Raw genomic sequence first — 26,284 nt, 5'->3', positions numbered from 1 at the left:
GAGCGGGTAGCCCGTCACGGTCCGACGAACCCTGCACCGTGCGCCGGCTGCCCGCCCCGCCCTGCCCCGGCTCTCCGCCTGCCCGGCTGCCTCAGGCCGGGCGCCCCACGAACCGGTAGACCGAGCCGTCGTCGGTGCGCGTCAGCACGCCGAGGTCCACCGCATCCCGGCGCACGATGGACACGTCGGCCGCCAGCATGCCGATCGCGGCGTTCAGCACGGCCTCCGGCACGGCGCGGTCACACCCGAGGCGCTCGAACACGAGCTCCACGATCCGGACGGACAGCGCATGTCGTTCGACGTCCTTCACCGGCATCCGCTCGATCCGGTCGAACTCGAGCACCGCTGCCGGCGACTGCAACCGCTGGAGTTCCCGTGCCGTCCGACCGAGCACCGCGGCGTCGGGGCCGTCGTCGGTGACCCAGTCGAACGAGCCGACCGCCGCCTGGGTGCGGTCGTCGGCGGGGGCTCCGCCGAACACCGCCGCACGGAGGGCCGGGGACGCCAGGACGGAGACGACCTGACGCGCCCGGCCGACCACCCGGGCGACGTCCATCAGAAGTACGTGATGCCGTGCGGCGTTCGCGGCGGCAACAGCATCGCGCGGAGCAGCTCCACCGACGCCGGGTCCGCAGCGCGGACCAGGCCGGCGGCCGCCAGGGTGACGGGGGAGACCGAGCCGATCAGCACCGCACCGAGCTCCGCGACGTCGAGCTGGACGTCAGACCCGGCCACGTCGACGTCGTCGGCGACGCGCGTGACGGTGCCACGGGCCTCCTGGACGTCCAGCCGGTACGTGCCGGTCGTGTGGCCGAGCGCATCGGTGACCGCGAGTGTCAGCGAGCCGTCGGCGGCGAACGGCCTCGACTCGAGCACCGCCGCCACGTCGAGCACGCGCAGCCAGACGTGGTCCTCCTCGTGGTCGACGTCGTACGCACGGTTGTCGCCGAGGGCCGCGACGACCGGGTCGTCGAGGCGGGACCGGTTGTACTTCACGACGTCGTTGAGGTCGACCGACAGCAGGAACTCCCACAGGGCGGTGTAGGCCCGGTCGTCCGCGTAGACCAGGTCGACGATCTCGAGCGCGGTGTCGGAACCGCTGGTCTCCTTGACGCGCCAGGTGACGTAGCCGTCGATGTCGTCCGAACCGTCGGGCCGGTGGACGGCAGCGCGGACGTCCTTCGCCTTCTGGCCGTCGGGGCCACGCAGGCCGAAGACGACGTCCCAGGTGCCGGTGTTGCGGACCATGGAGCCGGGGGTGCGGGCGTGGAACCGGTCGAAGACGGCCTTGCCCGGGCCGTCGGCGAGCCACTGCGGCGTCACGACCGACACCGTGCCGGAGGTCGGCGCCAGCAGGGGGAGCGCGCGTTCGCGGCGGACGTGGATCGCGCGCTCGCGGATGGCGCTGCCGAAGCCGAAGCGGCGGTAGATGGTGCCCTCGGACGCGGTCAGCGACGCCACGGCGTAGCCCTCGGCGACGCCCCGCTCGAGCGCGTGCGTCATCATCCGGCGCAGGATGCCGCGGCGGCGTTCGGTCGGACGGACGGTGACCGCGGAGATCGCCTGGGTGTCGACGGAGGACCCGTCTCCCCAGCTCAGCGCCTTGCGGAACCAGGTGAAGGTGCCGGCCGGCCAGGTCTCGTCGACGGACCCCGGGAACGGCTTCCGCACGTAGACCCCGAGGAAGGTCTCTTCGTCGGCGATGAAGTGCGACGCCAGGCGGGCTGCGCCCTCGGCGTCGGGGTCGGCTTCGTGGAAGCCCATCCCGACGGCCTGCATCCACGGTGCCGTCTCGGCGTTCGGTGCCCCCTTGCCGTCCGTCCCGGGCGCGAACTCGCGCAGCTCGTAGCGGTCGTCGAATGCATCGTTGCTCACGTTCCGACACTATCGGGACCGGGTGACGTCGCGACAGCCGGGTGGTCTGCGTGGGGTCACAAGCCGGGAGTTGGGTGTCGGGGTGCACGGTGCGGGGCGCGGGGTGCGGGGTGCGGGGTTCGTGGTGCGGGGCGGTGGGCGGTGGGCGGTGTGCGGTGGGTGCGGGGCGCACGGTGCGGGGTTCGTGGGTCAGGGCGGTGGAGGTGGCTCGGTGCGGGGTTGTGGCGGGGCACGGGGCGGGCAAGTTCGCACGGGTCGGGCGATCCGGCACGGTGCGCATGCCCGAAGAACCTGCACCGCACGATGAGCCCTGCACCGCACGATGAGCCCTGCACCGCACGACGAACCCTGCACCGCACGACGAACCCGGCGCGGTGCGGTTCCGTGGTCGCGTCCTGGGGGCTCGCCCGGAGCTGCACGGTGGGGGGTTCGTGGGCCGGGGCGGTGGAGGCGGCTCGGTGCGGGGTTGTGGCGGGGCACGGGGCGGGCAAGTTCGCACGGGTCGGGCGATCCGGCACGGTGCGATTCCGCGGTTCCGCGGTTCCGCAGTTCCGCAGTTCCGCGGCTCTGCGGCAGGAGCTCGCACCGGGAGCGGGAACGCGCACGGAGTCTCCCGCGCTGCACGGTGCGCAGGCGCGACGAACCTGCACCGCACGACGAACCCCGCACCGTGCGACGGGCGGTGCCGTGTCAGTCGGTCGCGCCCCGCGGGGGATCGACGAGCAGTCCGACGCGGTCGGCCAGGTAGTCGGCGAGGGGGACGGCGGCGCCGGCCGTCGGGGACCACCGGACGGAGGGCACGTCGTCGGCGACGAAGAGCACGCCGTCGGCGGCGACCAGGGTCTCGTCGACGGGGATCGGGACGGCGCCGTGGTTGACCGTCTCACCGGCGGCGAAGTGTCCCTTCGCGGCGGCGGCACGGTAGGCGCGACGGACCTCGGCGGAGACCGACTGGTACTGCGAACGACCGGGTTCGGTGACCCGGGTGATCGACCCGGTGGCCCAGACACCGCCGGCGGTCTCGGGGGACGACCCGATCAGGAGCGCTCCGACCCGCCACACCCGCCCGAGCGGCCGCATGGTGGGGTCACGACGGATCCCGAGGACGGCCTTCGGCTGGACGTACTCGCCGAGCGCTTCGTCGGGGACGTCCGCGGCGCGGAGCCGTCGGGCCGCTGCGTCGAGGAGCTCCCGCGCCCGCTGCACTCCGTCCGTCACGTCCACCGAGCCTAGACCGGGTGGGGGTCGTGGTCTCGGTGGTGCTCCGTTCGACGTGGTGTGCTGCGCTGCGACGCCCGCGGCCGGTGCCCGCCCGACGACGACGAGCGGTGCTGACGAAGCCCGCGGTCATCATGACCGCGCCGTACGTCAGGAGCACGCCGGCGACCAGCGGGATGAGCCAGCTGCGCGATCCGTTGACGAGCTGGTTGACCAGGCCGATCTCCGGGACGCTGTACCAGAGGACACCGCGGATCTGCACGGCGGTGACGGGGGCGGGGTCGGCCTCGGCGTTGTTGTCGCCCTTGAGGACGAAGGTCCGTCCGCCGTCCGACGACGAGGACACCGACACCACGCGGTGGCTGATGACCGCGGGCTGGCCGGAGACGATCTGGTAGGTGACGACGTCGCCGACCTGGATGTCCTCGACGGGGGTCGGCCGGACCACGAGCAGGGTGCCCGGGGGGAGTGTCGGCTCCATCGACTGCGTCAGGACGGTGAGCGGCATCGACCCCGTGGCCTTCGGGACGACGATCAGCACGACGGCCAGCGCAGCCACGATGAGCAGGAGCCCGGTGCTGAGCCCGAACGCGACGGCGCGGACGACCGCTCGCCACCCGGTGCGTGGGGCGGGGGTGCTCATGCGCCGCATCGGATCGCCGCCCCGTTGTCCTGGGTGAAGAGCGTGACCTTGCCGGTGCCCGCGACGGTCGAGGTGGGGTTGCCGGCGCTGTCGAGCACCTTGACGGTGACGGTGAGCGTGCCCGAGGTGCCGGCGCTCGCGGGGACGTCCGGCGGTGCGATCGTGATGAACGCGGAGTAGTCCTGCGCCTTCTTCCCGACCGGGGTCGAGCCGACGAAGGCCCCGTACCAGGTGTCCTGCGGGCGGTTCGCGGCGTCCCAGCGCACCTCGACGTACCAGCCGCCGTGGTCGGTGCAGACCAGCGACGGGGTGGTGTCGACGGTCGCCGCCGGGGTGGTCAGCGTGAAGCTGCCGGTGACGACGCCCGAGCTCCAGGTGCCGCTCGTGACGGTGAGGCCGACGTTCACCGTGGTGGTCGCACCGGCCGGGGCAGACGACTGCAGGGTGCTGCGCGTGCACCAGATCGCGGAGGCCCCGGCGGCGAGCTTCGCGCTCATGCTCGGCAGCGACGCCCAGGTTCCGCTGACGGATCCGGTTCCGACGGCCGTGCTCGTGGTGCAGGCCGTGGTCGAGGCGACCGGCCAGGCGACGACGGTGACGGCCTTGGCGAGTGCAGTCGAGCTGCCGGAGGCGACCGAGACCGTGGTGGTGGCGGTGCCGCCGAGGGTGCCCGAGTCGGTCAGGGTGATCGGCTTCGTCGTCGAGGTGACACTCGCCGAGAAGGCGGTGGTGAGTGCGCTCGTGCCGCCGATCGACGCCGTGACGGTGCCGACCGTCGTGCTCGCCGCGGTGGTGCCCGAGGCGCTCCACAAGGCCCACGCGGCACTCGAGGTGCCACCGACGAACACGGCGGTGAGGAGCACGGCGACGAGGAGCCGGAGGCGGCGGTTCATGCGGCGACCTGCGTTCCGGTGACGGTGAGGGTGAAGTCGGTGGTTGCGCCGGCGACGGTCTGCGGGGCGTCGGCGTCGAGGGCCATCTCGAGGCATGCGATGCCGCTGCCCCCGGCCGGCAGGGTGACGACACCGGAGCCCGTGTCGAAGGTGGCGAGCCGCGCGCTCGTGCCGGTGAGCCCGGGCACGCACTTCGCGGTCGACGACACCATCGCGAGGTGGAGCGTCAGCTCACCGGACGCCGCCGCGACGGATGACTTCGAGGACGTCGTCGTGACGCGCACGGAGAGCGGGATCGACCCGGTGTTCCGCATGGTGAACGTGCCGGTGGTGCTGGTGCCCGGCCCGAGGACCGCGGTGTTCATCGCCGTCGTGCCGCCGACGGTGATGGTCGCCGTCGCGGAGCGCACGGTGGTGGCGGCCGTGCTGGCCGTGCCGTTCCAGAGTGCGTAGGTGCCGCCGACGCCGAGGAGCGCCGTGCCGACCGCGACGACCAGGCCGAGCGCGACCGGCCACACCCAGCGGTGGCGTCGGGAGGCGCGGTGGCGTCCCGTCGTCCGCGGTGTGGCGGTCATGTCCCTGCTCCTGGTCGTCGTGGTCGGTGGGGTGCGATCGGTGGGTCAGGAACCGATCGCGGTCTGGGTCAGCGTGAAGGCGAGCGCGCTGAGGTTGAGCGAGCCGCCCTGACCGGTGGTCGCGGCGGCGGGCAGCGTCACGGTGAAGACGACCTTGACCGTCGAGGTGGACGACGACGGCGAGACGACGAAGGTGTTCGCGTTCGACGAGGACTGCACGATCGAGGCGCTCGTCGACGTGACGGCCAGCGTCTTCGTCGTGGCGGCGATCAGCGCGCTGTCACCGGTGATGCTCTGGTTGGCGTAGGTCAGGTTGGCCTTGAGGTCCTGGCCGGTCGCGCCGATGTTCAGCGTCTGCGTGAACTGGAACGTGTTGCCCGGCACCATCAGCGCCTTCGTCGGGTCGATCGCGGCGGAACGACCGTTCGTGATGTCGGTCCAGGCGCCGTCGTTGTTGGCGCTGAGCGTCAGGGTGCCGGCGCTCACCGCGGACGCGGCGCTCGAGGCGCTGGCGTTCCAGAGGGCGAACGTGCCGGCACCGCCGAGGAGGAGTGCGACGCCTGCTGCGCCGGCGATGGCACCGGTGACGATCTTGTGCATGGAGTGGTTCCGTTCCTGCGTGCCTGGGCGCGCTGAAGCCCACCGGGGACGTTCGGGTGTCCTGCCCGGTGGGGAGGTTGTCATCGACCCAGTGGTTGGAAGGGGTCGCGGCTGACCGGTGCCGAGAACGGTCGCCGGGCCTCTGAGCGCAGGGACTGCTGCTCGGGCGGGCTGGACTCGCTCTGGGGACGACGTTAGCTGTCCCCCAAAGTGCGGACAAGCGAGAACGAGCGTTCACCGGGACCCCAGAACGGGGGGCATTTGAGTCCTCGTGTTGGAGGACATGGTTTGTACCCCGATTTCTGGGTGTGCGCTCCGTGCGGACAGGGGAAACCCGGAAGGAATGCCGGTACGGGTGGCGTCGTTGCACCGTCCGGCGGAAACGAGGAGGGCCCATGGACATCGTGCGTTGGTTGTTCGACGCGCAGATCGTCATCGGCGACCAGACGGTGCTGTGGCGTGAGGTGATCGGCAACGTCTTCGGGCTGCTCAGCGCCCTCGGTGGCATGCGTCGCAAGGTCTGGGCCTGGCCGGTCGGACTGGTCGGCAACGCCCTGCTCTTCACCGTCTTCATGGGTGCGCTGTTCGACACCCCCAACCCCGTCAACCTGCTCGGTCAGGCGGGCCGTCAGGTCATGTTCATCATCGTGAGCGTCTACGGCTGGTACCGGTGGACGCACCGCCCCGAGGACGCGACGACCGTGATCGACCCGCACTGGGCCTCCTGGCGGTCCCGCCTGCTGCTCGTCGTCGGCCTGGTCGGCGGCACCGCCCTGCTGACCCCCGTCTTCCGCGCGCTCGGATCCTACGAACCGGTGTGGAGCGACGCCTGGATCTTCGTCGGCTCGCTGCTCGCCACCTACGGCATGGCCAAGGGGTGGGTCGAGTTCTGGCTCATCTGGGTGGCGGTCGACCTGGTCGGCGTGCCGCTGCTGTTCTCCGCCGGGTACTACGCATCGGGGCTGATGTACGTCTTCTACGGCGTCTTCACCCTGACCGGGTTCTTCGTGTGGATGCGCCAGCGGGTCCGCCCGCCGGCGGCGCCGATCACCGTCGGCTGACGGCCCGGGGGTACGGCCCCCGCTCTGGGACGAGACAAACGGCCCGCGATGCGCTGCAATGGTCGGATGGAACCCCTGCACGGCGAACGCGTCGAGGACGACGAGTCCCTCGCAGAGCGCACCGTGCGCGCAGCCATCCGCGCGTACCGGTTGCACCCGTTCGACGACGTCGACGCCGCGGTCATCGCCGACGTCGCCGGCGTTCCGCTCGAGACGGTCGAGCGGCTGTTCCCGACCTGGCACGCCCTGCTGCTGGTCACCTACGACCGGTGGGTGCGGCTGCGCGGGACCCGACGGAAGGCCCCGCCGACGTGCATGATCGAGCACGTCCGCCTGACCCTCGCCGAGGACGTCGCCGATCCGGGCCTCGTCCGGGTCCTCGCCGGACTGATCACCGTGGCCAGCTCGGAGTCCGGGTTCGCCGAACTGTTCCGCAAGCGGTTCGAGGAGTACGCCGAGCAGCTGACCGTCGGGCTGCAGCGCGACTTCGACAAGGGCGCCGAAGAGGCCGGGATCCCCGCGTACCAGGCGGCGACGCAGCTGCTCGCGATGTACGAGGGGCTGCAGATCCAGATGCTCGTCCGCCCGCACATCGACGTCCTGGTCGAGTTCGACCGTGCGGCCGACACCCTGCGTCAGGGGTGGAAGCGGCATGCCGTTCCCTCGTGGGACCTCGACGAGACGCCTGTCCGCGTCTGAGGGCCGCGAGCGCGAGCGCACCGCGAACGCGACTCGTGCATCAGGAAAGTGCTTGCCAAGTTGGAAAGTAGTTGCCATACTGGTGTCAACGAGAGGGGACACCATGGACAACACCACCGCACGACCCGGACCCGCCGAGGCGGCCCGACTGCTCGACCAGGCGGACCGGATCGGCCGACGCGCGCACGACGCCGTCCGCTGGCCGTACGTCACGTTCATCACCGCGCTCGGCGTCGCGACGTCGCTCGGCACGCTCGGCATGGGACTCACGACGGGGGACGCGTTCGCCGCGGTCTACGTCGGCACCCTCGTCGCGCTGTTCGCCCTGGTGGTGTTCTTCATGGTGAGCATCCGCGGCCGCTCGGCCTTCGCCCGGAGCCGCCGCTGGACCGTCTACATCGCCAGCTGGGCGGTCACCTACCTGGCGGCGATCGCCGTGGTCGGGTGGGTGCACGGCTCGGTGCTCTGGTCGGGCATCACCTCGGGGCTCGTCCTGCTGGTCGCGCTCGTCTGTGCGGCTCGTGAGGCCCGCTCGTGAGCACCACGGAACGGACGCACCCGCGGCACGAGCTCGACGACCTGCTGCAGCACCCGGTGCGCTTCTCGGTGATCGCCGCCCTGACCCGCGCCGGCACGCTGGGGTTCCGCGAGGTGCGGGACGCGGTCGAGGTCAGTGACTCGGTGCTGAGCAAGCAGGTGTCCGCGCTCGAGGCGGCCGGCTACGTGTCGGTGGGGAAGGGCTTCGTGGGCAAGACGCCCCGGACGTCGATCACACTGACCGCCTCGGGCCGGGCCGTCTGGGCCGCCCACCTGGACGCGCTCCGCCGCATCGCCGCCGGCTGACCGGCGGCGCGAGCGCGGCGGGCCGGCGGCGCGAGCGCGGCGGGCCGGCGGCGCGAGCGCGGCGGGCCGGCGACGCGAGCACGGCGGGCCGGCAACGCGAGCGCGGCGGGCCGACGGCGCGAGCTCCGCGGGCCGGCGACGCGAGCACCGCGGGCCGACGGGGCCGAGCACCGCCCCGCTCAGCCCCGCCGCCCCCGCCGCCACGACAGCACCTGCCGCACCGTCACCTTCGACCCGTACTGCGCGACCGAGTGCCGGAACAGGTACTCGGCGAACCACAGCAGCAGCCCGGCGACGACGAACACCTCGACGATGCAGACCACCGACTCCGTCACGGTCAGGGTCCCGACGGCGTTCCGCACCATCGCGGTGATCGGCGTGAAGGTCGGGAAGTACGTGAAGAACTGCGCCACCGGCGACGTCGGCGTCGTCATCACGAAGAACGCCGCGTACAGGGGGATGATCAGCGCGAAGATCGCTGCCGACTGCAGGGCCGAGGCGTCCTTGATCGACGGCACCGCGGCCCCGACGGCGACGAACAGCCCCGATGCGAGCAGCACTCCGCCGACGAGCAACAGCGCCCCGGTCACCATCCGCCACGGGTCGATGGTCAGCCCGCCGAGCTGCGACGACAGCAGCGGCAGGGCGACGAGCAGTCCGACCAGTCCGGGCACGACGAACACGCTGACCTGCACGAAGCCGACGAGCAGCATCGCGATGACCTTGCCGCGGATCAGGTCGCCCGCGGTCACCGTGGTCAGGATCATCTCGGAGATCCGGTTCTCCTTCTCCTCGACCACGACGGTGACCATCCGGGCGGCGAGCAGGATGACGAGCCCGAAGAACGCGGCGACGAACAGGAACGGCGGCACGACGGACAACCAGCCCGGGGCGACCGTTCCGTCGGCGTAGGTGGTGACGTCGGTGGCGGGTGGGTTGCGGAGCAGCTGCACGGTCTCGGGGTCGTCGACCGATGCGGCGACGCTCTGCTCGAGCACCCGCTGGGCGAGCGACGAGTACACGCCGTTGGCGAAGAGCCCGCGGTCGGCGGCGTCGACCTGGATGGCCGTCGTGGACGGCGACGACGGGAACGCGATGAAGGCGTCGAGGTCGCCGGACTGCACGGCGGCGCGGTCTGCGGCGGCGCTGGTGGACGGTGTCCCGCCCCACTTCGCGGCGACGGACTCGGACACCAGGCCGGAATCGTCGACGTAGTGGAACGGTGTCTTCGTGGCCGACGACCCGGAAACCACCGAGTCCGTGCCGGCGGCCTGTCCGATGCCGACGAGCAGCGAGACCACCACGATGACGACCGGCAGCGCGAGGGTGCCGATCCAGAACGCGGGCTTCTTGACCGCACGGACGAACTCGAACCGGACGACCGTACCGAGGTTGCTCATGCCGCTGCCCCGTCGGTCGACGTCAAGGCCAGGGCGTCGTGCCCGTACACCTGCACGAAGATCTCGTCGAGCGGGATCCGGCGCATCTCGAACGCGGTGACGTGCACCCCGGCCGCGACGAGTTCCGCCAGGACGTCCGCACCGTCCGGGGCGGCGGCCTGCGTGGGGACGAGGTAGGCGACGTGCCCTTCGTGCCGGGCGAGCCGGTACAGCGGCGACTTCGGCACCGGGCCGTCGAGCCCGACGCGGGCGACCGCGCCGCCGAAGGCGTCCTGCACGTCGGGCACGGATCCGTAGGCGGCGGCCCGGCCGTCCTTGAGCAGCAGGATGCGGTCGCAGAGCCGCTCGACCTCGTCCATGTGGTGGGTCACGAGGACCACGGTCGCGCCGTCGGCCTTCCGTTCGTCGACCAGGTCGAGCAGGAGCCGCCGGTTCACCGGGTCGAGCCCCTTGGTCGGTTCGTCGAGGATGAGCAGCCGCGGCTGGTCCATGATCGTGATGCCGAGCTGCACCTTCTGCTGCTGCCCGCCGGACAGCTTGTCGACGCGCAGCTTCGCACGGTCGGCCAGCCCGACGCGCGCCAGGTAGTCCATGCTCCACGCGGTCGCTTCGGCGCCGCGCAGCCCGCGCAGACGCCCGAAGTAGGTCATCACGTCGATGACGGATTCCTTGCGGTACAGCCCGCGCTCTTCGGGCAGGTAGCCGATTCCGCCCGTGGCCGGCCGGTAGGGGCGACCGTCGATCGTCAGCGTCCCCGCCGTCGGCGTGGTGATGCCGAGCAGCGCACGGATCGTCGTGGTCTTGCCGGAGCCGTTGCTGCCGAGCAACCCGAACGTCTCACCGGGGGCGACGTCGAACGACAGCCCGTCGACCACGGTGCGGTCCCCGAACCGCATCACGAAGTCCTGCACGCCGATGCTCGCCCCGCTCATGCCGCGACCCTACCGGCAGCGGCTGACGTCTCGGATGCCGGTCGCGGCCCGAGATGGTGACCCCACGGCGGACGGGAGGCACGGTGCCTGCCTGCACCGCGCCTCCCGTCCGCCACCTGGTTCCGTCAGGAACGCAACCAGGCCGTCCCCACGCCCGACAGGGCGCCGTCGACCACCGGGGCCGAGGCGAGCAGCAGTTCCCCGGCCGGCAGCGCGAAGGGCTCGTCGCCGAAGACCGTCACGCTCGTCCATCCGTTCGGCCGACGGAACGCGAGCACGTCGTCGCGGCCGGTCTCGATCCACTCGAGCTGTTCCTCGGACTGCAGCTGGCCGCGCAGGCCGAGCGCCTTCCGGTACAGGTGCAGGGTGGAGTCGGGGTCGGCGTCCTCGGCCTCGACGCTGGAGTCGGCGAACCACGCCGGCTGTGGCAGGTGCGAGCCGTCCGGACCGAAGCCGAACGACGAGCCGGTGCGCGTCCACGGGATCGGCACGCGGCAGCCGTCACGGCCGACGTCGACGCCCGGGTTGCGGAAGAACGCCGGGTCCTGGCGGTCGGCGTCCGGGATGTCGCCGACCTCGTGCAGGCCGAGCTCCTCGCCCTGGTACAGGTAGGCGGAGCCGGGCAGGGCGAGCTCGAGCAGTGTGGCGGCCTGTGCGCGGCGCAGGCCGAGCGACCGGTCGAGCGCGTCCTGCGAACCACCGGCGAGCAGCCAGGCGCTGCCCTGCTTGTCGGTGCCGCCGGCGCGCGGCGGCAGGGCGTAGCGGGTGGCGTGCCGGACGACGTCGTGGTTGGAGAACACCCACGTGGTCGACGAGCCGGACTGCTCGGCGAGGCCGAGGTTGAACTCGATGATCGTGCGGAACTGGCCGGCGTCGAAGTCGGCCTCGAGCAGGTCGAAGTTGAACGCCTGGCCGAGCCCCTCGGCGCTGGCGTAGCGGGCACGGCGGTGGGCGGGGACCCAGGCCTCGGCGACCGCGGTGCGGGCCGGTGTGTACTCGTTGAAGACCGTCCGCCACTCGGCGTAGATCTCGTGCACGTCGTCGCGGTCCCACAGCGGGTGCGTGCCGTCCTTCGGCATCTCGGCGAGCTCGGCCCAGGTGGGCAGGGTCTCGCCCAGGTCCTTCGCCAGGCCGTGGGCCACGTCGATGCGGAACCCGTCGACGCCGCGGTCGGACCAGAAACGCAGGGTGTGCAGGAAGTCGTCGCGGACCTCGCGGTTCGCCCAGTTCAGGTCGGGCTGCTCCTTCGCGAAGCTGTGCAGGTACCACTGGCCGTCGCCGACGGCGGTCCAGGCCGGCCCGCCGAAGATCGAGATCCAGTCGGCGGGGGCGTCCTCGCCGGACGGTCCGCTGCCGTCGCGGAACACGTAGCGGTCGCGGGCGGGGGAGCCCTTCGGCGCTGCGAGGGCCTCGCGGAACCACTCGTGCCGGTCGCTCGTGTGGTTCGGGACGACGTCGACGATCACCCGGATGCCCGCGGCGTGCAGTGCCTCGACCATCCGGTCGAAGTCGTCGAGGGTGCCGAGGCGCGGGTCGACGTCGCGGTAGTCGTCGACGTCGTAACCGCCGTCGGCCAGGGCGGACGGGTAGAAGGGGCTGAGCCAGACGGCCTCGATGCCGAGTGAGGCCAGGTACGGCACCCGCTCGGTGATGCCGGGCAGGTCGCCGATGCCGTCGCCGTTCGCGTCGGCGAACGAGCGGGGGTAGATCTGGTAGACGCTGGCCTGGCGCCACCAGGTCTCGTCGTTCGTGGTGGCGGCGGGCTGGGCGAGGGTGTCGGTCACGTCGGGCCTTTCGTGGGTCGAGGGGTTCGTCGGGTTCGTGGGGTGTGTGTCGGTCGGGTCCGCACCGGCGGTGTCGGTCACTTGATGGCGCCCTGCGTCACGCCCGCCATCACCCACCGCTGGGTGACGAGGTAGACGATGATCGCCGGGGCCATGGCCATCAGGTACGAGGCGAACGACACGTTGTAGTTGTTGCTGAACTGCGTCTGGAACATCTGCTGCAGCACCGGCAGGGTCTGCAAGCCCGGGTCGGAGGTGATCAGCGACGGCATCACGAAGTCGTTCCAGGACGCGAGGAACGCGAAGATGCCGACGGTGGCGCTCATCGGTGCCAGCAGCGGGAACACGAGTCGCCAGAACACCTGTCCCGTGCTCGCACCGTCGATGCGTGCACTCTCCTCCAGTTCCGCCGGGATCGAACGCAGGAAGGCCGTGAAGAGCAGCACGCTGAAGGACAGTTGGAACATGACGTGCAGGATCGCGACGCCGAGCGGGTTGTCCAGGTGCGCGAGCCCGGTGAGCTTCACCTGCGACAGTGCGAGCACCGGGAACGGCAGGAACATCGCGGCGAGCAGGTAGAAGAACGACCAGCGGAACAGCCGGCGGTCCCAGTTCCGGGCGATCGCGTACGCCGTGAACGAGGCGAGCAGGATCGTGCCGACGACGGTGATCGCGGCGACGAACACGGAGACCCCGAACGCCCGGGGGAAGTCGGTCAGCTGCCACGCCTGCACGAAGCCGTCGACGCTGAACGGCGCCGGCAGCGAGAACGCGTTGCCGTCGACCGCCTGGCCGGTGGTCTTGAACGCCATCGTCAGGGTGACGTAGAGCGGCACGAGGACGGTCAGTGCGCAGAGGACGAGGACGACGGTGACGGGCCAGTTGGCGGTGCCGCCGCGCCGACCGGCGGATCGTCCGCCGGCGGATCGGTCGGCGTCGACGGACCGGATGCTGCCGGTCGCGGTGGTCCCCGGTCGCAGGGGTGCTTGCAGGGACATCAGAGCGCTGCCTTCCCGCGGGTCGCCCGCAGCTGGATCACGGCGATGACGACCGCGATGACGAAGAAGATCGTGGCGTTCGCCATCTGGTAGGCGTAGTCGCCGCCGTTGAAGCCCTTGAAGATCGACATCGCGACACTGGTGGTCGAGGTGCCGGGGCCGCCGTCGGTCAGGCCGACGATGATGTCGTACGAGTTCAGGAAGTTCTTGAACCCGATGACCAGGTTGATCAGGATGTAGCCCGCGGTCAGCGGTGCGGTGATCGAGACGAGTTGGCGCCAGGCACTGGCACCGTCGAGGGCCGCCGCCTCGTACACCTCGCCCGGGATCGAGAGCACCCCCGCGATGTAGATGAGGAGCGTCGAGGGGATCGCCTGCCACGCGGTGACGACCACGATCGCCAGCCAGGCCAGGTCGGGGTCCGCCAGGATGCTCTGCTCGAGCGGGCCGAACCCGATCGCCGTGGCGAAGGCCGGCAGGCTGTTCGCGAACAGGAACGAGAACACGTACGCGATGACGATGCCCGAGATCACCATGGGCAGCACGAAGACCGCGCGCAGGGTGATCTTGCCGCGGATCTTCGACGTCAGCGCGATGGCGAGCAGGAACGCGATCGCGTTGACGACGATCACGGTGACGAGCGAGAACCCGAGCGTGAACAGGTACGCCTGCAGGATCGCCGGGTCGGAGAACACCGCGATGTAGTTGGTGAGCCCGGTGAAGCGGAACTCGCCGAAGCCGACGGAGTTCGTGAAGCTCAGCACGATGCCCATCACGGCCGGCAGCGTGATGGCGAGCGTGAAGAGCACCAGCGTGGGCAGCAGGAACGCCAGGAACAGTGGGTCGACGCGGGGCTTCCGGCGTCCGTCCCGCAGTCCCTTCCGTCGTCCGGCCTGGAGGCCCGGGGCGGCCCCGCCACGGCGGCGGCGGTCCGCCGTCGTGATCGATTCGGTGGTCGTGGTTGCCATTCGGACGTCTCCTTACGCGGCCGTGCGGAGCGCGAGACGCGCCCAGTCGGCGTCGAGGGTGCGGAGCTGGCGCTGCGGGTCGCCGCCGAAGGCGATCGACTGCGCGTAGTTCGCGACCGGGATCTCGGCGGGGATGAGCTGCGAGGCACCGAGGTAGAAGGCTGCGTCGTCGTAGTACGACTGCATGCCGCGCAGGGCGGGGTTCGACGCGGGGGGAGCGTCCTTGCGCACGCCGAAGCCGTTGTTGTCCGCGTTGTACTGGTCGTTGACCTTCGACTGCATCAGGAAGGTCAGGAACTCGCGGGCGGCCTCCTGCTTGCGCGACGCCTCCGGGATCCAGAGGGCCAGGTCGACGTTCACGCGCACCTTCCGGTCGGCCGGGTCGTCGGTGACGGGCAGCGGGAAGGTGCCGAGGTCCATGTCCTTGTTCGTCTTGGCGATCTCACCGAGCGCCCACGGTCCCTGCAGGTACATGCCCGCCTTGCCCTGGGCGAAGGCGAGGTTGCCGTCGCCGTACCCACGGCTCGCGGCGCCGTCCTGGTGCCAGGCGCGGAGTCGCACCATGCGCTCCATCGGCTCCCGCAGGTCGCGCTCGAACGAGACGGCCGATCCCGTGCCGACGTTCGTGCCCTCGCGCCGCAGGGCCTCGAAGGTCGCCGGGGTGTCGATCATGCCGCCGATCGAGTAGTCGAACATGCCCTGGGCGATCGTCCAGTTGTCCTTGAACGTGCCGTAGATCGGCGCGATGCCGGCCTTCGTCAGGCGCTCGCACACGTCGGCGAACTCGCTCCACGTCGTCGGGACCTCGATCCCCTGCTCCGCGAACAGTGCCTTGTTGTAGATCACCGACGCCGCGGTCACCGAGTAGGGCAGAGCGCTCTTCCGGCCGGGGTAGTCGGCGGTCTGCTCCATGAGCGGCCACAGGTCGGGGTTGATGGTGTCGGCCTGCGGCAGGTCGGACAGGTCCGTCAGCGCACCGTGCTCGACGAACGGCACGACCGAGAAGTTGTAGTTCCAGCAGCCGAGGTCCGGCGGTCGGTTCCGGACGAAGTTCGCCGACATGCTCGAGGTCGAGTCGCGGACGACCCGGATCTTCGACTGGGTCTGGTGGAACCGTGCGATGAGCTCGTCGAAGTAGCCGATGACCTCGGGCTTCGACACGTAGAACGTGATGGTCTCCTGCTTGGCGCTCGAGGACCCGATCGGGGCGCACCCGGCGAGCGCGAGGCCCGCCCCGATGCCGCCCGCTCCCAGCAGGAACGAGCGTCGGCTGACCGAGGCTGCGTTCCTGGCGGTGGCGTGTGCTTGCACGTCGTCTCCGTCCGTCCGGACCCGGCGTCCCTGCCGTTCCGTCCCGCGAGCGGCTCCGATGCTGCCCGCGGAACTAAATGTAGCGAGAAAATCTAATTCCGCAAGGAACTCGTCGCACGATAGGGTCACGGCATGCCGCCGCCCCGTGGAACGAGCGCAGAGACGCTGCTCGCGTACGCCTTCGACTCCGCGGCGTTCACCGCGACCGAGGCGATCGACGCCACCGGGCTGACCCGGTCGACCGTCCTGGGTGCGGCCGAGGAACTCGTCCGGCTCGGCTGGCTCCGCGAGCTCGACGACGCCCGTGCCGCGGGGGAGTACCGGATGGGACGCCCCGCCCGGCGCTACGAACTCGACACCGTCGCCGGGGTCGTCGTCGGCGTGGACGCCGGCCAGCACCGGGTCACCACCTTCGTCGCCGACCTGCGCGGCACCGTCCTGGGCCGTGCCGAGGGGGCGCTCGGTGCATCTGGCCTCGACGTGCCCGTGCGGCTCCGGGTCATCGCCGACACCGTGGCCGCTGCGCTCGCTTCGGCAGGCGTCGACCGCACCCGGGTCCTGGTCACCGTCGTGGGTGTCCCCGCACCGGTCGACGCCGCCGGTGCCTCGCCCGACGACGGGGGCTTCTGGGTCCGGATGAACCCGGGGTTCGACGGCACCGTGCCGGGCGGGATGGTGCTCGTCGAGAACGATGCGAACCTCGCCGCGCTCGCCGAACGGCCGTCCTCGGGTGACGCGTCCTTCGCGGCGCTGCTGTCCGGCGAACGCTACGGCGCGGGCCTCGTCGTCGACGGGGTCCTGCTGCGCGGCGCCCACGGCGGAGCGGGGGAGATGCGGGTGCTCGAGCTCGTCGAGGGCGTCGGTTCGTCCGCCGGCATCGGCGCCGTCGCCCGAACCTTCGTGGCCGACGCCGTCGTCGCCGGGCACATCCCCGCGGACGCCGCGCTCGCCGCGGACGCCGCCCTGGTGTTCGCGGCCGCACGGAGCGGCGATCCGGTCGCGCGCACCATCGTCGACCGTCTGGGCGACCGCCTGGCCCGGGTCTGCGTCCTGCTCGCGAGCTTGCTCGACATCGACCGCGTGGTGGTCGCCGGCGCGATCGCCCAGCCCGCGGTCGCCGTCATCGAACGCGCGCGCGACCTGCTCGCCGAGGGGCACTTCGACCCGGTGCCCGAACTCGTCGCGTCGTCGCTCGGAGCCGACGTCGTCGTGATCGGGGCCGTGGCCCACGCGGTCGATGCGGTGCGGGCCGACCCGCTGTCCTTTCCGCTGCTCAGCCGGGCAGCGGCACCTCGTGGTCCCGGTCCCACGGTTCCGTCCAGCCGAGTCGGTCGAACAGTGCATCCAGCAGCATCGCGGTGAAGCCCCACACCAGGTGGTCGTCGCCGTCGGCCTCGATCGTGAACGCTGCTCCGCGCCACTCCTGACCACCGCGGCGGATCACCGTCACGCCGCGGTTCGCCGGGTCGAGCAGATCGGCAACCGGCACCCGGAACACCGCGGCCGACTCGTGCTCGTCGACGACGTGGATCGGTGACGGGTCCCGCCACCAGCCGATGACCGGCTGGACCAGGTGGTTCGAGAACGCCAGCGGTACGGCGGGCAGGGGGCCGAGCACCTCGACGCCGGCGGGATCGAGGCCCGTCTCCTCCTGGGCCTCGCGCAGTGCGGCGGCGACGGCGTCCACGTCGCCCGGGTCGATGCGCCCGCCGGGGAACGCGACCTCGCCGGCGTGGGCGCGCAGGGTCGTGGCCCGGGCGAGGAGCAGGACGTCGAGGTCGCGCGGGACCCCGGGTGCCGTCGCGGGTCGGTCGCTCGGGATGCGGTCGAGGACGCCGAAGAGCATCAGGACGGCCGCCCGTCGCGGGGTGGACGTCCCGCCGGGTTCGCCGATCGGCCCGGCGTCGCCCCAGCCGTCCGCAGCGACCGCGGCGAGTGCTGCCCGTGCTGATCCGTCGTGCGTCACCCGTTCACCATAGATGCGGCCACCGGGAGCTCCGGTGACGCTGGCGCGCAGGAAGCTTCACTGGGGATTGTTCGGGCGTCTCCTGGGAGCGGGGCAGGTGGGAACTGTGGGAACCGGAAGCGCCTCGGTGCCCCGTTCGCAGCGGGCCACCGCCACGATGGCAACGTCCGCCGGGAGGCCCCATGTTCCACGATCTGCTCCGACCCCTGTTCCACATCGCCGTCGTCGCACCGTCCGTGCTCGTCCCGGTCGACGTCATCGCCGTGCTCCTCACCGTCGCCGCGCTCCTGCCCGCGTTCGGTCGTCGCTCCCGGCACCCGGTCCGGGGCCTGGTCTGGCGGCTCGGCGCCATGGCCGTCGGAGCCGTGCTCGGCTTGGTCGCGGTGTGGTGGTTCGGCGACGTGCAGGACCTGTACGGGGTGTCGTTCACGCCGGTCACCCGGATGTGGGTGGCCTTGGCCTTCGGCGGTGTCGGCCTGCTCGTCGTGGTCGTCGTCCAGGGCGGCTGGCTGCGCCGCGTCCTCGGCCTGCTCGCGGCGGTGGCGGTGGCGCTGGCCGCCGTCCTCGGCGTCAACGTCGACTTCGGCGCGTACCGCACGATCGAGCAGGCCGTGACGACGGATCCGTACCCATCCGGTCCGCTGGGACACGAGACGGGGGTGGGGCGCGCCTCCAGTCCGGTGGTGGACCCGGCCACCTGGCGGGCACCCGCCGGCATGCCGCGGCGTGGGAAGGTGCTCTCCGTCGACATCCCGTCGACCGTCTCCCACTTCCACGCACGGCCGGCGGTCGTGTACCTGCCGCCCGCAGCACTGACCGAACGACCGCCGACCCTGCCCGTCCTGATCAGCCTCGCCGGGCAACCCGGCCAGCCGAGCGACATGTTCCAGGCCGGCCGGCTCGGCGCGGTGATGGACGCCTTCGCTGCGGCACACCACGGGCTCGCCCCGATCGTCGTCGCACCCGACCAACTCGGGGCGCCGGACCGCAACCCGATGTGCGTCGACTCGTCCCTCGGCCGCTCCGCGACGTACATCATGACCGACACCACGAACTGGATCCGGCAGCACCTGCGCGTCGGAGCGTCCCCCTCCGCCTGGGGCATCGTCGGGTTCTCGCAGGGCGCGACGTGCGCCATGCAGTTCTCCACCGCACACCCCGGCGTGTTCGGCACGACCTTCGCCATCTCGAGCGAGCTCGCACCCCTGAACGGCTCCGTCCAGCACAGCATCCAGTACGGGTTCGGCGGCTCGGCCTCGCGGTACGCCGCAGCGGCACCGCGGGCGATCATGCGTGCGCACGGTCCCTACCCCGGGCACCTGACGGTGTTCGCCTACGGCAGCGACGACGCCCCCTACGTCGCGTCGACCAGGGCACTCCGCGCCGCCGCGAACGCCGCCGGCATGCAGACCCGGCTGTTCGTGTCCGAGGGCTCCGCCCATGACTGGAACACCGTCCGCTACGCCCTGCGCGTCGGGATGCCCGGCGTCATCGCGCACCTGGGCCTCCGGTGAACGCGATGGCCGCGGCCTTCGCGTGGGCGAGACCGAAGCGTCTCGTGCCGGTGGCCCGTCGGTACCCGCTGACGAGCGTCGTCTCGGCCCTGACGGTCGTCGCCGGCATCGCCGCCGTGGTGCTCCGCTGCATCGGTGCGCACGACGGCCGGACGCCCGACTCCCTGGGCGGGACGATGGGTCCGCTCGGCGTGGTCGCGGTGACGAGCAGCGTCGTCGGGTTCCTCGTCACCTTCGTCGCCGTCGTGGTGTGCACCGGGGCGTCCGAACGGCTGCTCGGCTGGCGGCGCACCCTGCTCGCGATGGTCGTCACGACCGTCGTGGGGACCGGCCTCGGCGCCGTGCTGCAGCTGTTCGACGGCGCCCCGGCGAACCGCGGTTTCCTCGTGCACCTGGGGCACGTCGGACCCTGGACGTGGATCGTCGGCACCATCGTCACCGCGAGCGCGTTCGCCGGCGCCCTGTGGCGGCGCCGGATCCGGGTCGTGTCGATCGCCGTCGTCGCGGCACTGCTGCTCTACGCCGGACACGCGTCCGACCTGCACGCGGCGCTCGCCCTGGTCGTCGGCCTGGTGCTCGGTCGCGTGCTGCGACGGTCCCCGGTGCGGAGCGGCTGGACGCGGAGCTCCTCACGCGAGACCCGGGTGCTGCTGGTGGCCGCGGTGACGGTGTCGGCGGTCGGACCCGTGCTCGCGCTCGTCACCGGTGCCCAGTTCGGACTGCTCGCCCCGCTCGCCGTGGTGCTCGACACCGGGCCGACCGGGAGGATGCCGCACTGCTCGGTGACCGGGGTGACCGCCAGCTGTGTCCGGGCGCTCGCCGCGGTGCACCCGCACGGCTTGTTCCAGTCGCTGCTGGCCGTGATGCCGCTCGTGGTCCTGGCGGTCGGCGCCGTGGGACTCCGGCGTGGCAGCCGGTTCGCGCTGTGGCTCGTGGTGACCGTCGACCTGATCACCGGCATCGCGACCGCCGTGTCGTACGGGGTGCTGCCCGAGCGGCACCACGCCGTCGTGCAGCGTCTGGCATCGGACCACCTCGCGGTATCGCTCTCCCTCGTCGCATCGGTGCTGGTGCCGATCGCCACCGCCGTGGTGCTCGTCCTGCGCCGCGCCGACTTCCCGGTCCGGACCGACCGGCGACGACTGCTGACCTTCGCGATCACGGTCGCCGGCGCGGCCCTGGTGCTCGCGGTCGTCGTCGTCGGCGTCGCCGTTGCCTCAGGCGACAGCGTGCGGGAGCCCCTGCACCTGGCGCTCGCCGTGCTCGGCCCGATCGCCCCCGTGACCCTGCCCACACACCTGGCACTGGCCGAGCCGGCGCTGCGGTTCGTCGTGGGCATCTCGGGCCCGCTCCTGTGGCTCGCGGTGGCGATCGCCGCGGTCCGGCCGACCGGGGCCGGACGCTCGGACAGTGACCTCGACGGGCAGGACGCCGACCGGGTGGCCGCTCGTGCCCTGCTGGTCGCGGGCGGTGGCGACACCTTCGGGTGGATGACGACCTGGCCCGGCAACGAGTACTGGTTCACCGAGGACGGCCGCGCCGGGGTCGCGTACCACCGCACCGGCAGCGTCGCCGTGACGACCGGCGGCCCCTTCGGCCACGAGGACGCCCGGCTCGCAGCACTCGAGGGCTTCGCACGGGCTGCGGACGACCACGGTTGGACGCCCGTCTTCTACGGCATCGACGCCACCCTCGGTGCTGCACTCGCACGACTGGGCTGGACGACCCTTCCCGTGGCCGAGGACGCCGACCTCGACCCGCGCACCTGGACGACCACGGGCAAGCGCAAGCAAGACGTCCGCACGGCCGTCAACAAGGCCGCACGCTCCGGCACCACCGCGCTCTGGTCGGACTGGGCCTCGCTGCCCGGCTCGGTCACCCGCCAGATCGAGGCGATCTCGGAGGAGTGGGTCGCCGAGCGCGAACTGCCCGAGATGGGGTTCACCCTGGGCGGGATCGACGAGATGCGCGACCCCGCCGTCCGCACGCTCGTCGCTCTGGGCGAGGACGGCACCGTGCTCGCCGTCACCAGCTGGCTGCCCGCCCACCGCGCCGGCCAGGTGGTCGGCTGGACACTCGACGTGATGCGCCGCGCCCCGGACGCCCCGAACGGCGTCATGGAGTTCCTGGTCGCGAGTGCGGTCGACCGGATGCGCGCCGACGGGGCCGAGCGGCTCAGCCTGTCCGCGGCACCGCTCGCGTCCTCGGCGGAACCGCAGACCGGCGGCCGGAGCGGCGTCGAATCGGTCCTCGACGTCGTCGGCGGAGCCCTCGAACCGGTCTACGGGTTCCGCTCCCTGCTGCGCTTCAAGGCGAAGTTCGGCCCCGACCTGCACCCACTGGTGATGGCGTACCCGGACCCGGTGGCGCTGCCCACGATCGGCGTCGCCATCGTCCGCACCTACCTGCCGGGGCTGTCGCTCCGCCAGGCGGTGGCGATCATGCGCGAACGGCGTCCGGCGCCCGCAGCCCGGGCCGAGCAGCCAGCCGCGCGCGTCGGCTGAACCGGACGGCTCCCCAGCGCCGTCGGTACGTTCGGTGCATGGGAACCGAACGCGCCGACGGACCGGCGGTGGACGAGCACGATCCGTACGAACGTCGCCCCGGCCACGTCACGAGCGTCGACGGCCGGACCGACCGGATGACCACGGACATGTTCGCGGGCGTCGTGGTCGGGTTCGTCCTGCTGCTCGTCTTCGGGTTCTTCCAGCTCGTCGAGTGGATCGCGATCGGAGCGGCCGTCGTCATCGGTGCGGCGGTGTGGTTGGTCCTGCGCAGCCGTCGACGGCGTGCAGATCGTCGCGCGGGTCGGTCCCCCGACGCCGTCCCACGTGCGCGTGACCGCGCCATCGCCGAGGCGAACGGTGGCCGCCACTTCTTCGTCGCCCAGAACCCGGTCGTCGTCATCGTGATGGGCGCGATCTTCATCGCTGTCGCGGTCGCCCCACTGCTGTTCGGCGGGTTCTCCGTCGGCCGGATCGTGACCGGGGTCATCGTCGTCGCGAGCGGCGTCCTGTGCATCGTGCAGGGGATCGGCACGCTGCGGGTGCGCCGCCGGGAGCGCAGCGGCGGCTGAACCGCGGGGTCGCTGCTGTCGCCCCGTGGAGACGGTGACCGGTGAAGTGGTGCAGTGGAGCGGCGACGAGGGCTGGGGTGCACTCCGGTCTTCCGCCGTCCCGTCGGATGTCTTCGTCCAATTCTCCGACCTGGAGACGGCCGGATGGGCCACGCTGTCCATCGGACAACGCGTGGAGTTCCAGGTCGAGCACTACCTTCGCGGGCAGGACGAGTACATCTACCGGGCGCACCGGATCCGCATCCTGCGCTGAACGTGCGCCGGTGAACGGCGTCGGGTGAGGCGGAGACGAGCGCCGCTAGTGTCTCGTTCATGGGGCCTCTCGTCTGCTCGTTCTGCCAGAACATCGACGACAACTCGTTCGAGGTCATAGCAGCGGGTGACCACGTGATAGTCGTCGCGGACAGCCATCCGATCAACCGCGGCCACATGCTCGTCCTTCCGACCCGCCACGCTGCGGACTTCGCTTCGATGACGCAGGCAGAAGTCATCGAGATGGCACTCGTCGCGCAGCAGGTCGATCGAGCTATCCGGAGTGTCTTCAGCTCGGCGATCGGCGGCACGAACGTGCTCATGTCGAATGGTCGAGAAGCAGACCAAGGGGTTCCGCACGCCCACCTGCACGTGATCCCGCGACAGGAGGGTGACGGGTACGAGTTCCGTGAGGACTTCAGCCGGTACCCCCTCCGCCCGCTCACCGTCACGGAACGTGGCGCGCTTCGGACCGAGATCGAGGCGTGCGATCCCAGCCCGCCCAGGTCGAACTGATCGGTCCGAGACCGCCGCCCGAAGTGGGCGCATCGGCGTGGCCCGGTGGCCAATAAGCTCACTTCCGTGACTGCAGTGCAGACCGGTCGACGCTTCGGCGCGACCCGAGGCGAATTCGCGCTCCTGATGACCGTGACCGTCGTCCTCGGACTCGTGGTCCCGGCCGGCGGGCTGCTCGCCGCCTTCGGCTCGCTGCTGACCGGCGTCCGCGACGACCGTCGCCGCGTCCGCGCCCTGTTCATCGTCGGCCTGGGCATGTTGGTGCTACAGGTGGCGTTCGTCGCCGTCGCACTCTGGGGCCCGGTGCAGGTGTGCAACTCGACGAACGGCAGCCCCGAGACCTGCCAGACGTACTGGCCCTGGGAAGGCTGACGCGTCTTCGACGCGACCACAGGGCGGACGGGAGGCCCGGTGCCAGCTGGCACCGTCCCTCCCGGCACGGCCGTCGCCCCGCTGGCGCGGTGCGCCGGTACCGGCGGGTGGGGCCCGCCTCCCGGCACGGCCGTCGCCCCGCTGGCGCGGTGCGCCGGTACCGACACCGTGTCAGGATCGGCTGTCGCACGACATCTCTCAGTGAGCGACCCCGCTCCCACCGAAGGAGAGAACCGATGAACACACGAACCCGCTTCAGCCTCACCGCGGTGGCTGCCTGCGTCGTGGTCGCCGCCCTCAGCGGTTGTGCTGCGAGCACCCCGACTCCGGCGCCGTCCGCCACCACGGCGATGACCGGGGACAAGACCCCGCTCCCGTCCCCGTCCCCGACCGCGACGGACGCCGCGACCACGGACAACCAGACTCCGTCGACTCCGCCAACGTCCCCGTCGAAGGCCCCCGGGACGTCGGCGCTCGCGCAGCACATCTACGACGAGTGCAGCAAGGGGGCCGCGGACGCGGGCGTCACCCTGACCTTCACGGACGACCCGTCGGGGTACCCGGGCAGCGACGGGACCTACCAGCTCGTCTACCCCTTCACCTTCGACGACGGGCACACCGATCCGTACGCCGTCTACAACTGCACGCTCACCGACGACACGGTGGACTCCTCGTACGTCAGCAGCGGGATGACCGACAGCCACTGACCACGTGGAGGTCGCTCCGGACCTCGGACGTCAGGGTGACGACGCGGGGATCCCCCAGCGTGCCGGGCAGTCTGACGAACGGCGCGGGGCCCAGCGTCGTCGGCAGTTCGGCCGCGCGCACGCCCGGCAGCGGCTGTACGAACACGAGCGACCAGCAGCCGCTGTCCGGCCACGATCGCAGCCCGGCGGCAGCTCGGGCGCCCCGGCGTCATGCCGTCGAACCCGCTGGCACGGTGATCGAGCGGCGTTCCATGAGCCGCCACGATCCGCCGAGCAGCGGCGTGAGCGTCACGACGGTGTACACGACCGCGACGACGGCGAAGGTGGCCTCGACCCCCACTCCGTCGGCAGCGAGCCCGGCGAGCAGGCCGCCGACGGGGATGCCCGCCCACGCGCCGGCACCGAGCAGGCCGAACACCCGCGCGCGCATGTGCTCCGGGATCCGCTCGAGCTCGACGGCTCCGAGGATCGGGTTGATCGAACCGGCCGCGAGCCCTGAGAGTGCGGCGGACGCGAGCATCCACGGCAGGCCGAGCCCGAGCGCCGGAACGACCAGTGACGGCCCACCGGCGAGGACGAAGCACAGGGCGAAGACCACCCGTCGCGGCACGCGGTGCGCCACGTACCCGAAGGCGACGGAGCCGAGGAACGCCGCACCCCCGAAGACGCCGGTGACGAGCCCGACTGCCTGCGCGCCGCCGAGCCGCTGGTCGGCGTAGAGCGGCAGGAGCGTGGTCGAGCGTGCGGCGTCGAGCAGGTTCGTCACGAGCACCAGCGCGACCACGAGCCGGAACAGGGGGTCGCGGACGCAGAACCGGAACCCGTCGGCGATGTCACGCCAGTACCCCTGCGACGCCACCGGCTCGGCGGATTCGACCGGTGCCGCTGCGCCACGGACCGTGACCGCCATCAGCAGCGCGGCTGCCCCGAAAGCGATCGCCACGCAGGCGAGGCCCGGCATCGGACCCGTGACGGCGACCAGGGTCCCGCCGAGCGGGGCGCCGATCAGCACCGACAGCCGTGACGACGCCTCGAAGTGGCCGACGGCGCGTTCCAGCGGCACCCCCGCCGTCGTCGCCAGCCCCGGCAGGAGCACCCGTCGCGCGGACTCGCCGGGGGTGTCGAACAGGCCGCTGACGAAGACGAGCGCGAGGAGTGCCCAGAACGGCAGCCCGACGGTCCAGGCGAGCACCGGCATCGCGAGCAGCGTGAGCCCACTGATGAGGTCGGAGGCGACGCTCGAGCGGACGAAGCCCACCCGCTCCACGAGGGCACCACCGAACGGGCCGCCGAGCACGATCGGGACCGTCGCCATGAACGCGGCGATGCCGACGTCGGTGGCGGAACCGCCGCGCGCCAGGACGGCGAACGGCACGGTGATGGTGGTGACGACGTTCCCGATCCGTGACACCACCTGCACCGCCAGCAGCGCGCGCAGTTGTGCGCGGGGGCTCAGCTGCGCGGCCATCGGTACGCCTGGTTCAGCACGAAGACCTGCTCGGAACCGTCGTCGGCGCTGTGCTCGGCGGCGACATCGGCCCAGCGGTCGACGACCTGACGGAGTTCCTCGCCCATGTCCTGGAGTTCAGCCGCCGTGAGCCGGAGCACTCGGTCGGTGCTCGAGGACGCCGCCACCCACTCGCGGCCGAACGTCGGCGCGTGGTCGACGAAGGCCTCGTAGTTCGCCGCGTACACACGGGCGACCGCGTGGTCGAGGGCGTTCGTGGCGAGCAACCGCTCCGGGTCGTCGAGCGCGTCGGCGAGCTCCCACACGGAGGCCTCGTGCGCGGCTCGCCACCAGCGCTCGCGGCGGTCCGTGCCGGCGTCCGGAGCGGGTTCGATGAAGCCTGCAGCCGCGAGTCTGGTGCAGTGGTAGCTGATCGTGCCCGGAGCCTCGTCGATGACGTCGCCCAGCGTCGCGGCGGTCTGCGGGCCGTTTGCCCGCAACAGGCCGAGGATGCGCAGGCGCGTCGGGTGGGCCAGGGCGCGCATCTGGGCGGGGTCGTCGATCCGTCCTGCAATCATGGTGCGACCCTACATGCACAAGGAGTGTTGTGGAGTTTCCCGGGGCGTATCCGTTC

General features: G+C 71.7%; 28 protein-coding genes. 12 read left to right on the top strand and 16 right to left on the bottom strand.

Features of this window, described 5'->3' with window-relative positions:
* Positions 1–91 precede the first annotated feature (91 nt).
* From MXD64_RS13415 to MXD64_RS13385, 7 genes are all read right to left on the bottom strand, one after another.
* Positions 92–556, bottom strand: a complete 465-nt coding sequence (locus MXD64_RS13415; RefSeq protein ID WP_017888406.1) for a DUF2087 domain-containing protein — start codon at positions 554–556, stop codon at positions 92–94.
* Positions 556–1,875 (bottom strand): GNAT family N-acetyltransferase, encoded by a 1,320-nt coding sequence (locus MXD64_RS13410; protein ID WP_263136562.1) that lies wholly within the window; start codon positions 1,873–1,875, stop codon positions 556–558. Before MXD64_RS13410 ends, MXD64_RS13415 begins: the two co-directional genes overlap by 1 nt.
* 690 nt (positions 1,876–2,565) lie before the next feature.
* A complete protein-coding gene (locus MXD64_RS13405) occupies positions 2,566–2,955 on the bottom strand; it encodes a hypothetical protein (protein WP_017888408.1) in 390 nt (129 codons plus the stop codon).
* Positions 2,956–2,962: 7 nt separating this feature from the next.
* On the bottom strand, positions 2,963–3,736 hold the full coding sequence (locus MXD64_RS13400; protein WP_231564114.1) for a signal peptidase I: 774 nt from the start codon (positions 3,734–3,736) through the stop codon (positions 2,963–2,965).
* Entirely contained in the window at positions 3,733–4,629 is an 897-nt protein-coding gene (locus tag MXD64_RS13395; RefSeq protein ID WP_020381115.1) for a hypothetical protein, read from the bottom strand. Before MXD64_RS13395 ends, MXD64_RS13400 begins: the two co-directional genes overlap by 4 nt.
* Positions 4,626–5,204 carry a TasA family protein gene (locus tag MXD64_RS13390; protein WP_071251972.1) on the bottom strand — a complete coding sequence of 193 codons (579 nt, stop codon included), beginning with the start codon at positions 5,202–5,204 and terminating at the stop codon, positions 4,626–4,628. The genes MXD64_RS13395 and MXD64_RS13390 overlap by 4 nt, the downstream gene beginning before the upstream one ends.
* Before the next feature lie 45 nt (positions 5,205–5,249).
* Positions 5,250–5,804: an alternate-type signal peptide domain-containing protein gene (locus tag MXD64_RS13385; RefSeq protein WP_056070388.1), complete on the bottom strand. Its 555-nt coding sequence runs from the start codon at positions 5,802–5,804 to the stop codon at positions 5,250–5,252.
* A 395-nt stretch (positions 5,805–6,199) separates the two neighbouring features.
* Between MXD64_RS13385 and pnuC the strand changes: the two genes are divergently transcribed.
* From pnuC to MXD64_RS13365, 4 genes are all read left to right on the top strand, one after another.
* Positions 6,200–6,865 (top strand): nicotinamide riboside transporter PnuC, encoded by a 666-nt coding sequence (gene pnuC / locus MXD64_RS13380; protein WP_017888412.1) that lies wholly within the window; start codon positions 6,200–6,202, stop codon positions 6,863–6,865.
* A 66-nt stretch (positions 6,866–6,931) separates the two neighbouring features.
* Positions 6,932–7,564 carry a TetR/AcrR family transcriptional regulator gene (locus MXD64_RS13375; protein ID WP_042540330.1) on the top strand — a complete coding sequence of 211 codons (633 nt, stop codon included), beginning with the start codon at positions 6,932–6,934 and terminating at the stop codon, positions 7,562–7,564.
* Between the two features lie 103 nt (positions 7,565–7,667).
* A complete protein-coding gene (locus tag MXD64_RS13370; RefSeq protein WP_111022076.1) occupies positions 7,668–8,102 on the top strand; it encodes a chemotaxis protein CheY in 435 nt (144 codons plus the stop codon).
* Positions 8,099–8,407, top strand: a complete 309-nt coding sequence (locus MXD64_RS13365; RefSeq protein ID WP_017888415.1) for a winged helix-turn-helix domain-containing protein — start codon at positions 8,099–8,101, stop codon at positions 8,405–8,407. The genes MXD64_RS13370 and MXD64_RS13365 overlap by 4 nt, the downstream gene beginning before the upstream one ends.
* Positions 8,408–8,586: 179 nt before the next feature.
* Here MXD64_RS13365 and MXD64_RS13360 read toward each other — a convergent pair whose 3' ends face one another.
* From MXD64_RS13360 to MXD64_RS13335, 6 genes are all read right to left on the bottom strand, one after another.
* Complete coding sequence (locus MXD64_RS13360) at positions 8,587–9,807, bottom strand: ABC transporter permease (RefSeq protein ID WP_263136561.1); 1,221 nt, start codon at positions 9,805–9,807, stop codon at positions 8,587–8,589.
* Positions 9,804–10,739 (bottom strand): ABC transporter ATP-binding protein, encoded by a 936-nt coding sequence (locus MXD64_RS13355; protein WP_017888417.1) that lies wholly within the window; start codon positions 10,737–10,739, stop codon positions 9,804–9,806. The genes MXD64_RS13360 and MXD64_RS13355 overlap by 4 nt, the downstream gene beginning before the upstream one ends.
* Positions 10,740–10,864: 125 nt before the next feature.
* Entirely contained in the window at positions 10,865–12,523 is a 1,659-nt protein-coding gene (locus MXD64_RS13350) for a glycoside hydrolase family 13 protein (protein ID WP_214563619.1), read from the bottom strand.
* Positions 12,524–12,600: 77 nt separating this feature from the next.
* Positions 12,601–13,521 (bottom strand): carbohydrate ABC transporter permease, encoded by a 921-nt coding sequence (locus MXD64_RS13345; protein ID WP_017888419.1) that lies wholly within the window; start codon positions 13,519–13,521, stop codon positions 12,601–12,603.
* Positions 13,521–14,489: a carbohydrate ABC transporter permease gene (locus MXD64_RS13340; protein ID WP_263136558.1), complete on the bottom strand. Its 969-nt coding sequence runs from the start codon at positions 14,487–14,489 to the stop codon at positions 13,521–13,523. The genes MXD64_RS13345 and MXD64_RS13340 overlap by 1 nt, the downstream gene beginning before the upstream one ends.
* 12 nt (positions 14,490–14,501) lie before the next feature.
* Positions 14,502–15,800, bottom strand: a complete 1,299-nt coding sequence (locus tag MXD64_RS13335) for an ABC transporter substrate-binding protein (protein WP_262159435.1) — start codon at positions 15,798–15,800, stop codon at positions 14,502–14,504.
* Between the two features lie 132 nt (positions 15,801–15,932).
* Between MXD64_RS13335 and MXD64_RS13330 the strand changes: the two genes are divergently transcribed.
* Positions 15,933–17,162, top strand: coding sequence for an ROK family protein (locus MXD64_RS13330; protein WP_262117863.1), 1,230 nt, complete (start codon positions 15,933–15,935; stop codon positions 17,160–17,162).
* Here the strand turns inward: MXD64_RS13330 and MXD64_RS13325 are convergent.
* Entirely contained in the window at positions 17,074–17,766 is a 693-nt protein-coding gene (locus MXD64_RS13325) for an NUDIX hydrolase (RefSeq protein ID WP_081612352.1), read from the bottom strand. The two genes, MXD64_RS13330 and MXD64_RS13325, sit on opposite strands and share 89 nt — an antisense overlap.
* A gap of 182 nt (positions 17,767–17,948) precedes the next feature.
* Between MXD64_RS13325 and MXD64_RS13320 the strand changes: the two genes are divergently transcribed.
* The 7 genes from MXD64_RS13320 to MXD64_RS13290 all read left to right on the top strand — a co-directional run bounded on the left by MXD64_RS13320 (position 17,949) and on the right by MXD64_RS13290 (position 24,203).
* On the top strand, positions 17,949–19,280 hold the full coding sequence (locus MXD64_RS13320; RefSeq protein WP_017888425.1) for an alpha/beta hydrolase: 1,332 nt from the start codon (positions 17,949–17,951) through the stop codon (positions 19,278–19,280).
* A 5-nt stretch (positions 19,281–19,285) separates the two neighbouring features.
* Positions 19,286–21,784, top strand: a complete 2,499-nt coding sequence (locus MXD64_RS13315; RefSeq protein WP_263136557.1) for a bifunctional lysylphosphatidylglycerol flippase/synthetase MprF — start codon at positions 19,286–19,288, stop codon at positions 21,782–21,784.
* Positions 21,785–21,822: 38 nt separating this feature from the next.
* Positions 21,823–22,356: a hypothetical protein gene (locus tag MXD64_RS13310; RefSeq protein ID WP_194590688.1), complete on the top strand. Its 534-nt coding sequence runs from the start codon at positions 21,823–21,825 to the stop codon at positions 22,354–22,356.
* Between the two features lie 25 nt (positions 22,357–22,381).
* Entirely contained in the window at positions 22,382–22,609 is a 228-nt protein-coding gene (locus tag MXD64_RS13305; RefSeq protein WP_214519971.1) for a cold-shock protein, read from the top strand.
* Positions 22,610–22,668: 59 nt separating this feature from the next.
* Positions 22,669–23,124 (top strand): HIT family protein, encoded by a 456-nt coding sequence (locus MXD64_RS13300; protein WP_194590686.1) that lies wholly within the window; start codon positions 22,669–22,671, stop codon positions 23,122–23,124.
* A 66-nt stretch (positions 23,125–23,190) separates the two neighbouring features.
* Positions 23,191–23,496, top strand: coding sequence for a hypothetical protein (locus tag MXD64_RS13295; RefSeq protein WP_139179816.1), 306 nt, complete (start codon positions 23,191–23,193; stop codon positions 23,494–23,496).
* A gap of 236 nt (positions 23,497–23,732) precedes the next feature.
* A complete protein-coding gene (locus tag MXD64_RS13290; RefSeq protein ID WP_056070415.1) occupies positions 23,733–24,203 on the top strand; it encodes a hypothetical protein in 471 nt (156 codons plus the stop codon).
* 208 nt (positions 24,204–24,411) lie between these two features.
* Here MXD64_RS13290 and MXD64_RS13285 read toward each other — a convergent pair whose 3' ends face one another.
* Together MXD64_RS13285 and MXD64_RS13280 are read right to left on the bottom strand one after the other, a co-directional pair.
* Positions 24,412–25,671, bottom strand: coding sequence for an MFS transporter (locus tag MXD64_RS13285; protein WP_017888430.1), 1,260 nt, complete (start codon positions 25,669–25,671; stop codon positions 24,412–24,414).
* On the bottom strand, positions 25,656–26,228 hold the full coding sequence (locus tag MXD64_RS13280) for an ArsR/SmtB family transcription factor (RefSeq protein WP_031260402.1): 573 nt from the start codon (positions 26,226–26,228) through the stop codon (positions 25,656–25,658). Before MXD64_RS13280 ends, MXD64_RS13285 begins: the two co-directional genes overlap by 16 nt.
* Between the last annotated feature and the right edge of the window lie 56 nt (positions 26,229–26,284).

It is taken from the genome of Curtobacterium sp. Arg-1 (assembly GCF_025643395.1).
Taxonomy (GTDB): domain Bacteria; phylum Actinomycetota; class Actinomycetes; order Actinomycetales; family Microbacteriaceae; genus Curtobacterium; species Curtobacterium poinsettiae.
The sequence above is the reverse complement of the archived record's forward strand: the minus strand, read 5'-3'. Positions and strand labels throughout refer to the sequence as shown.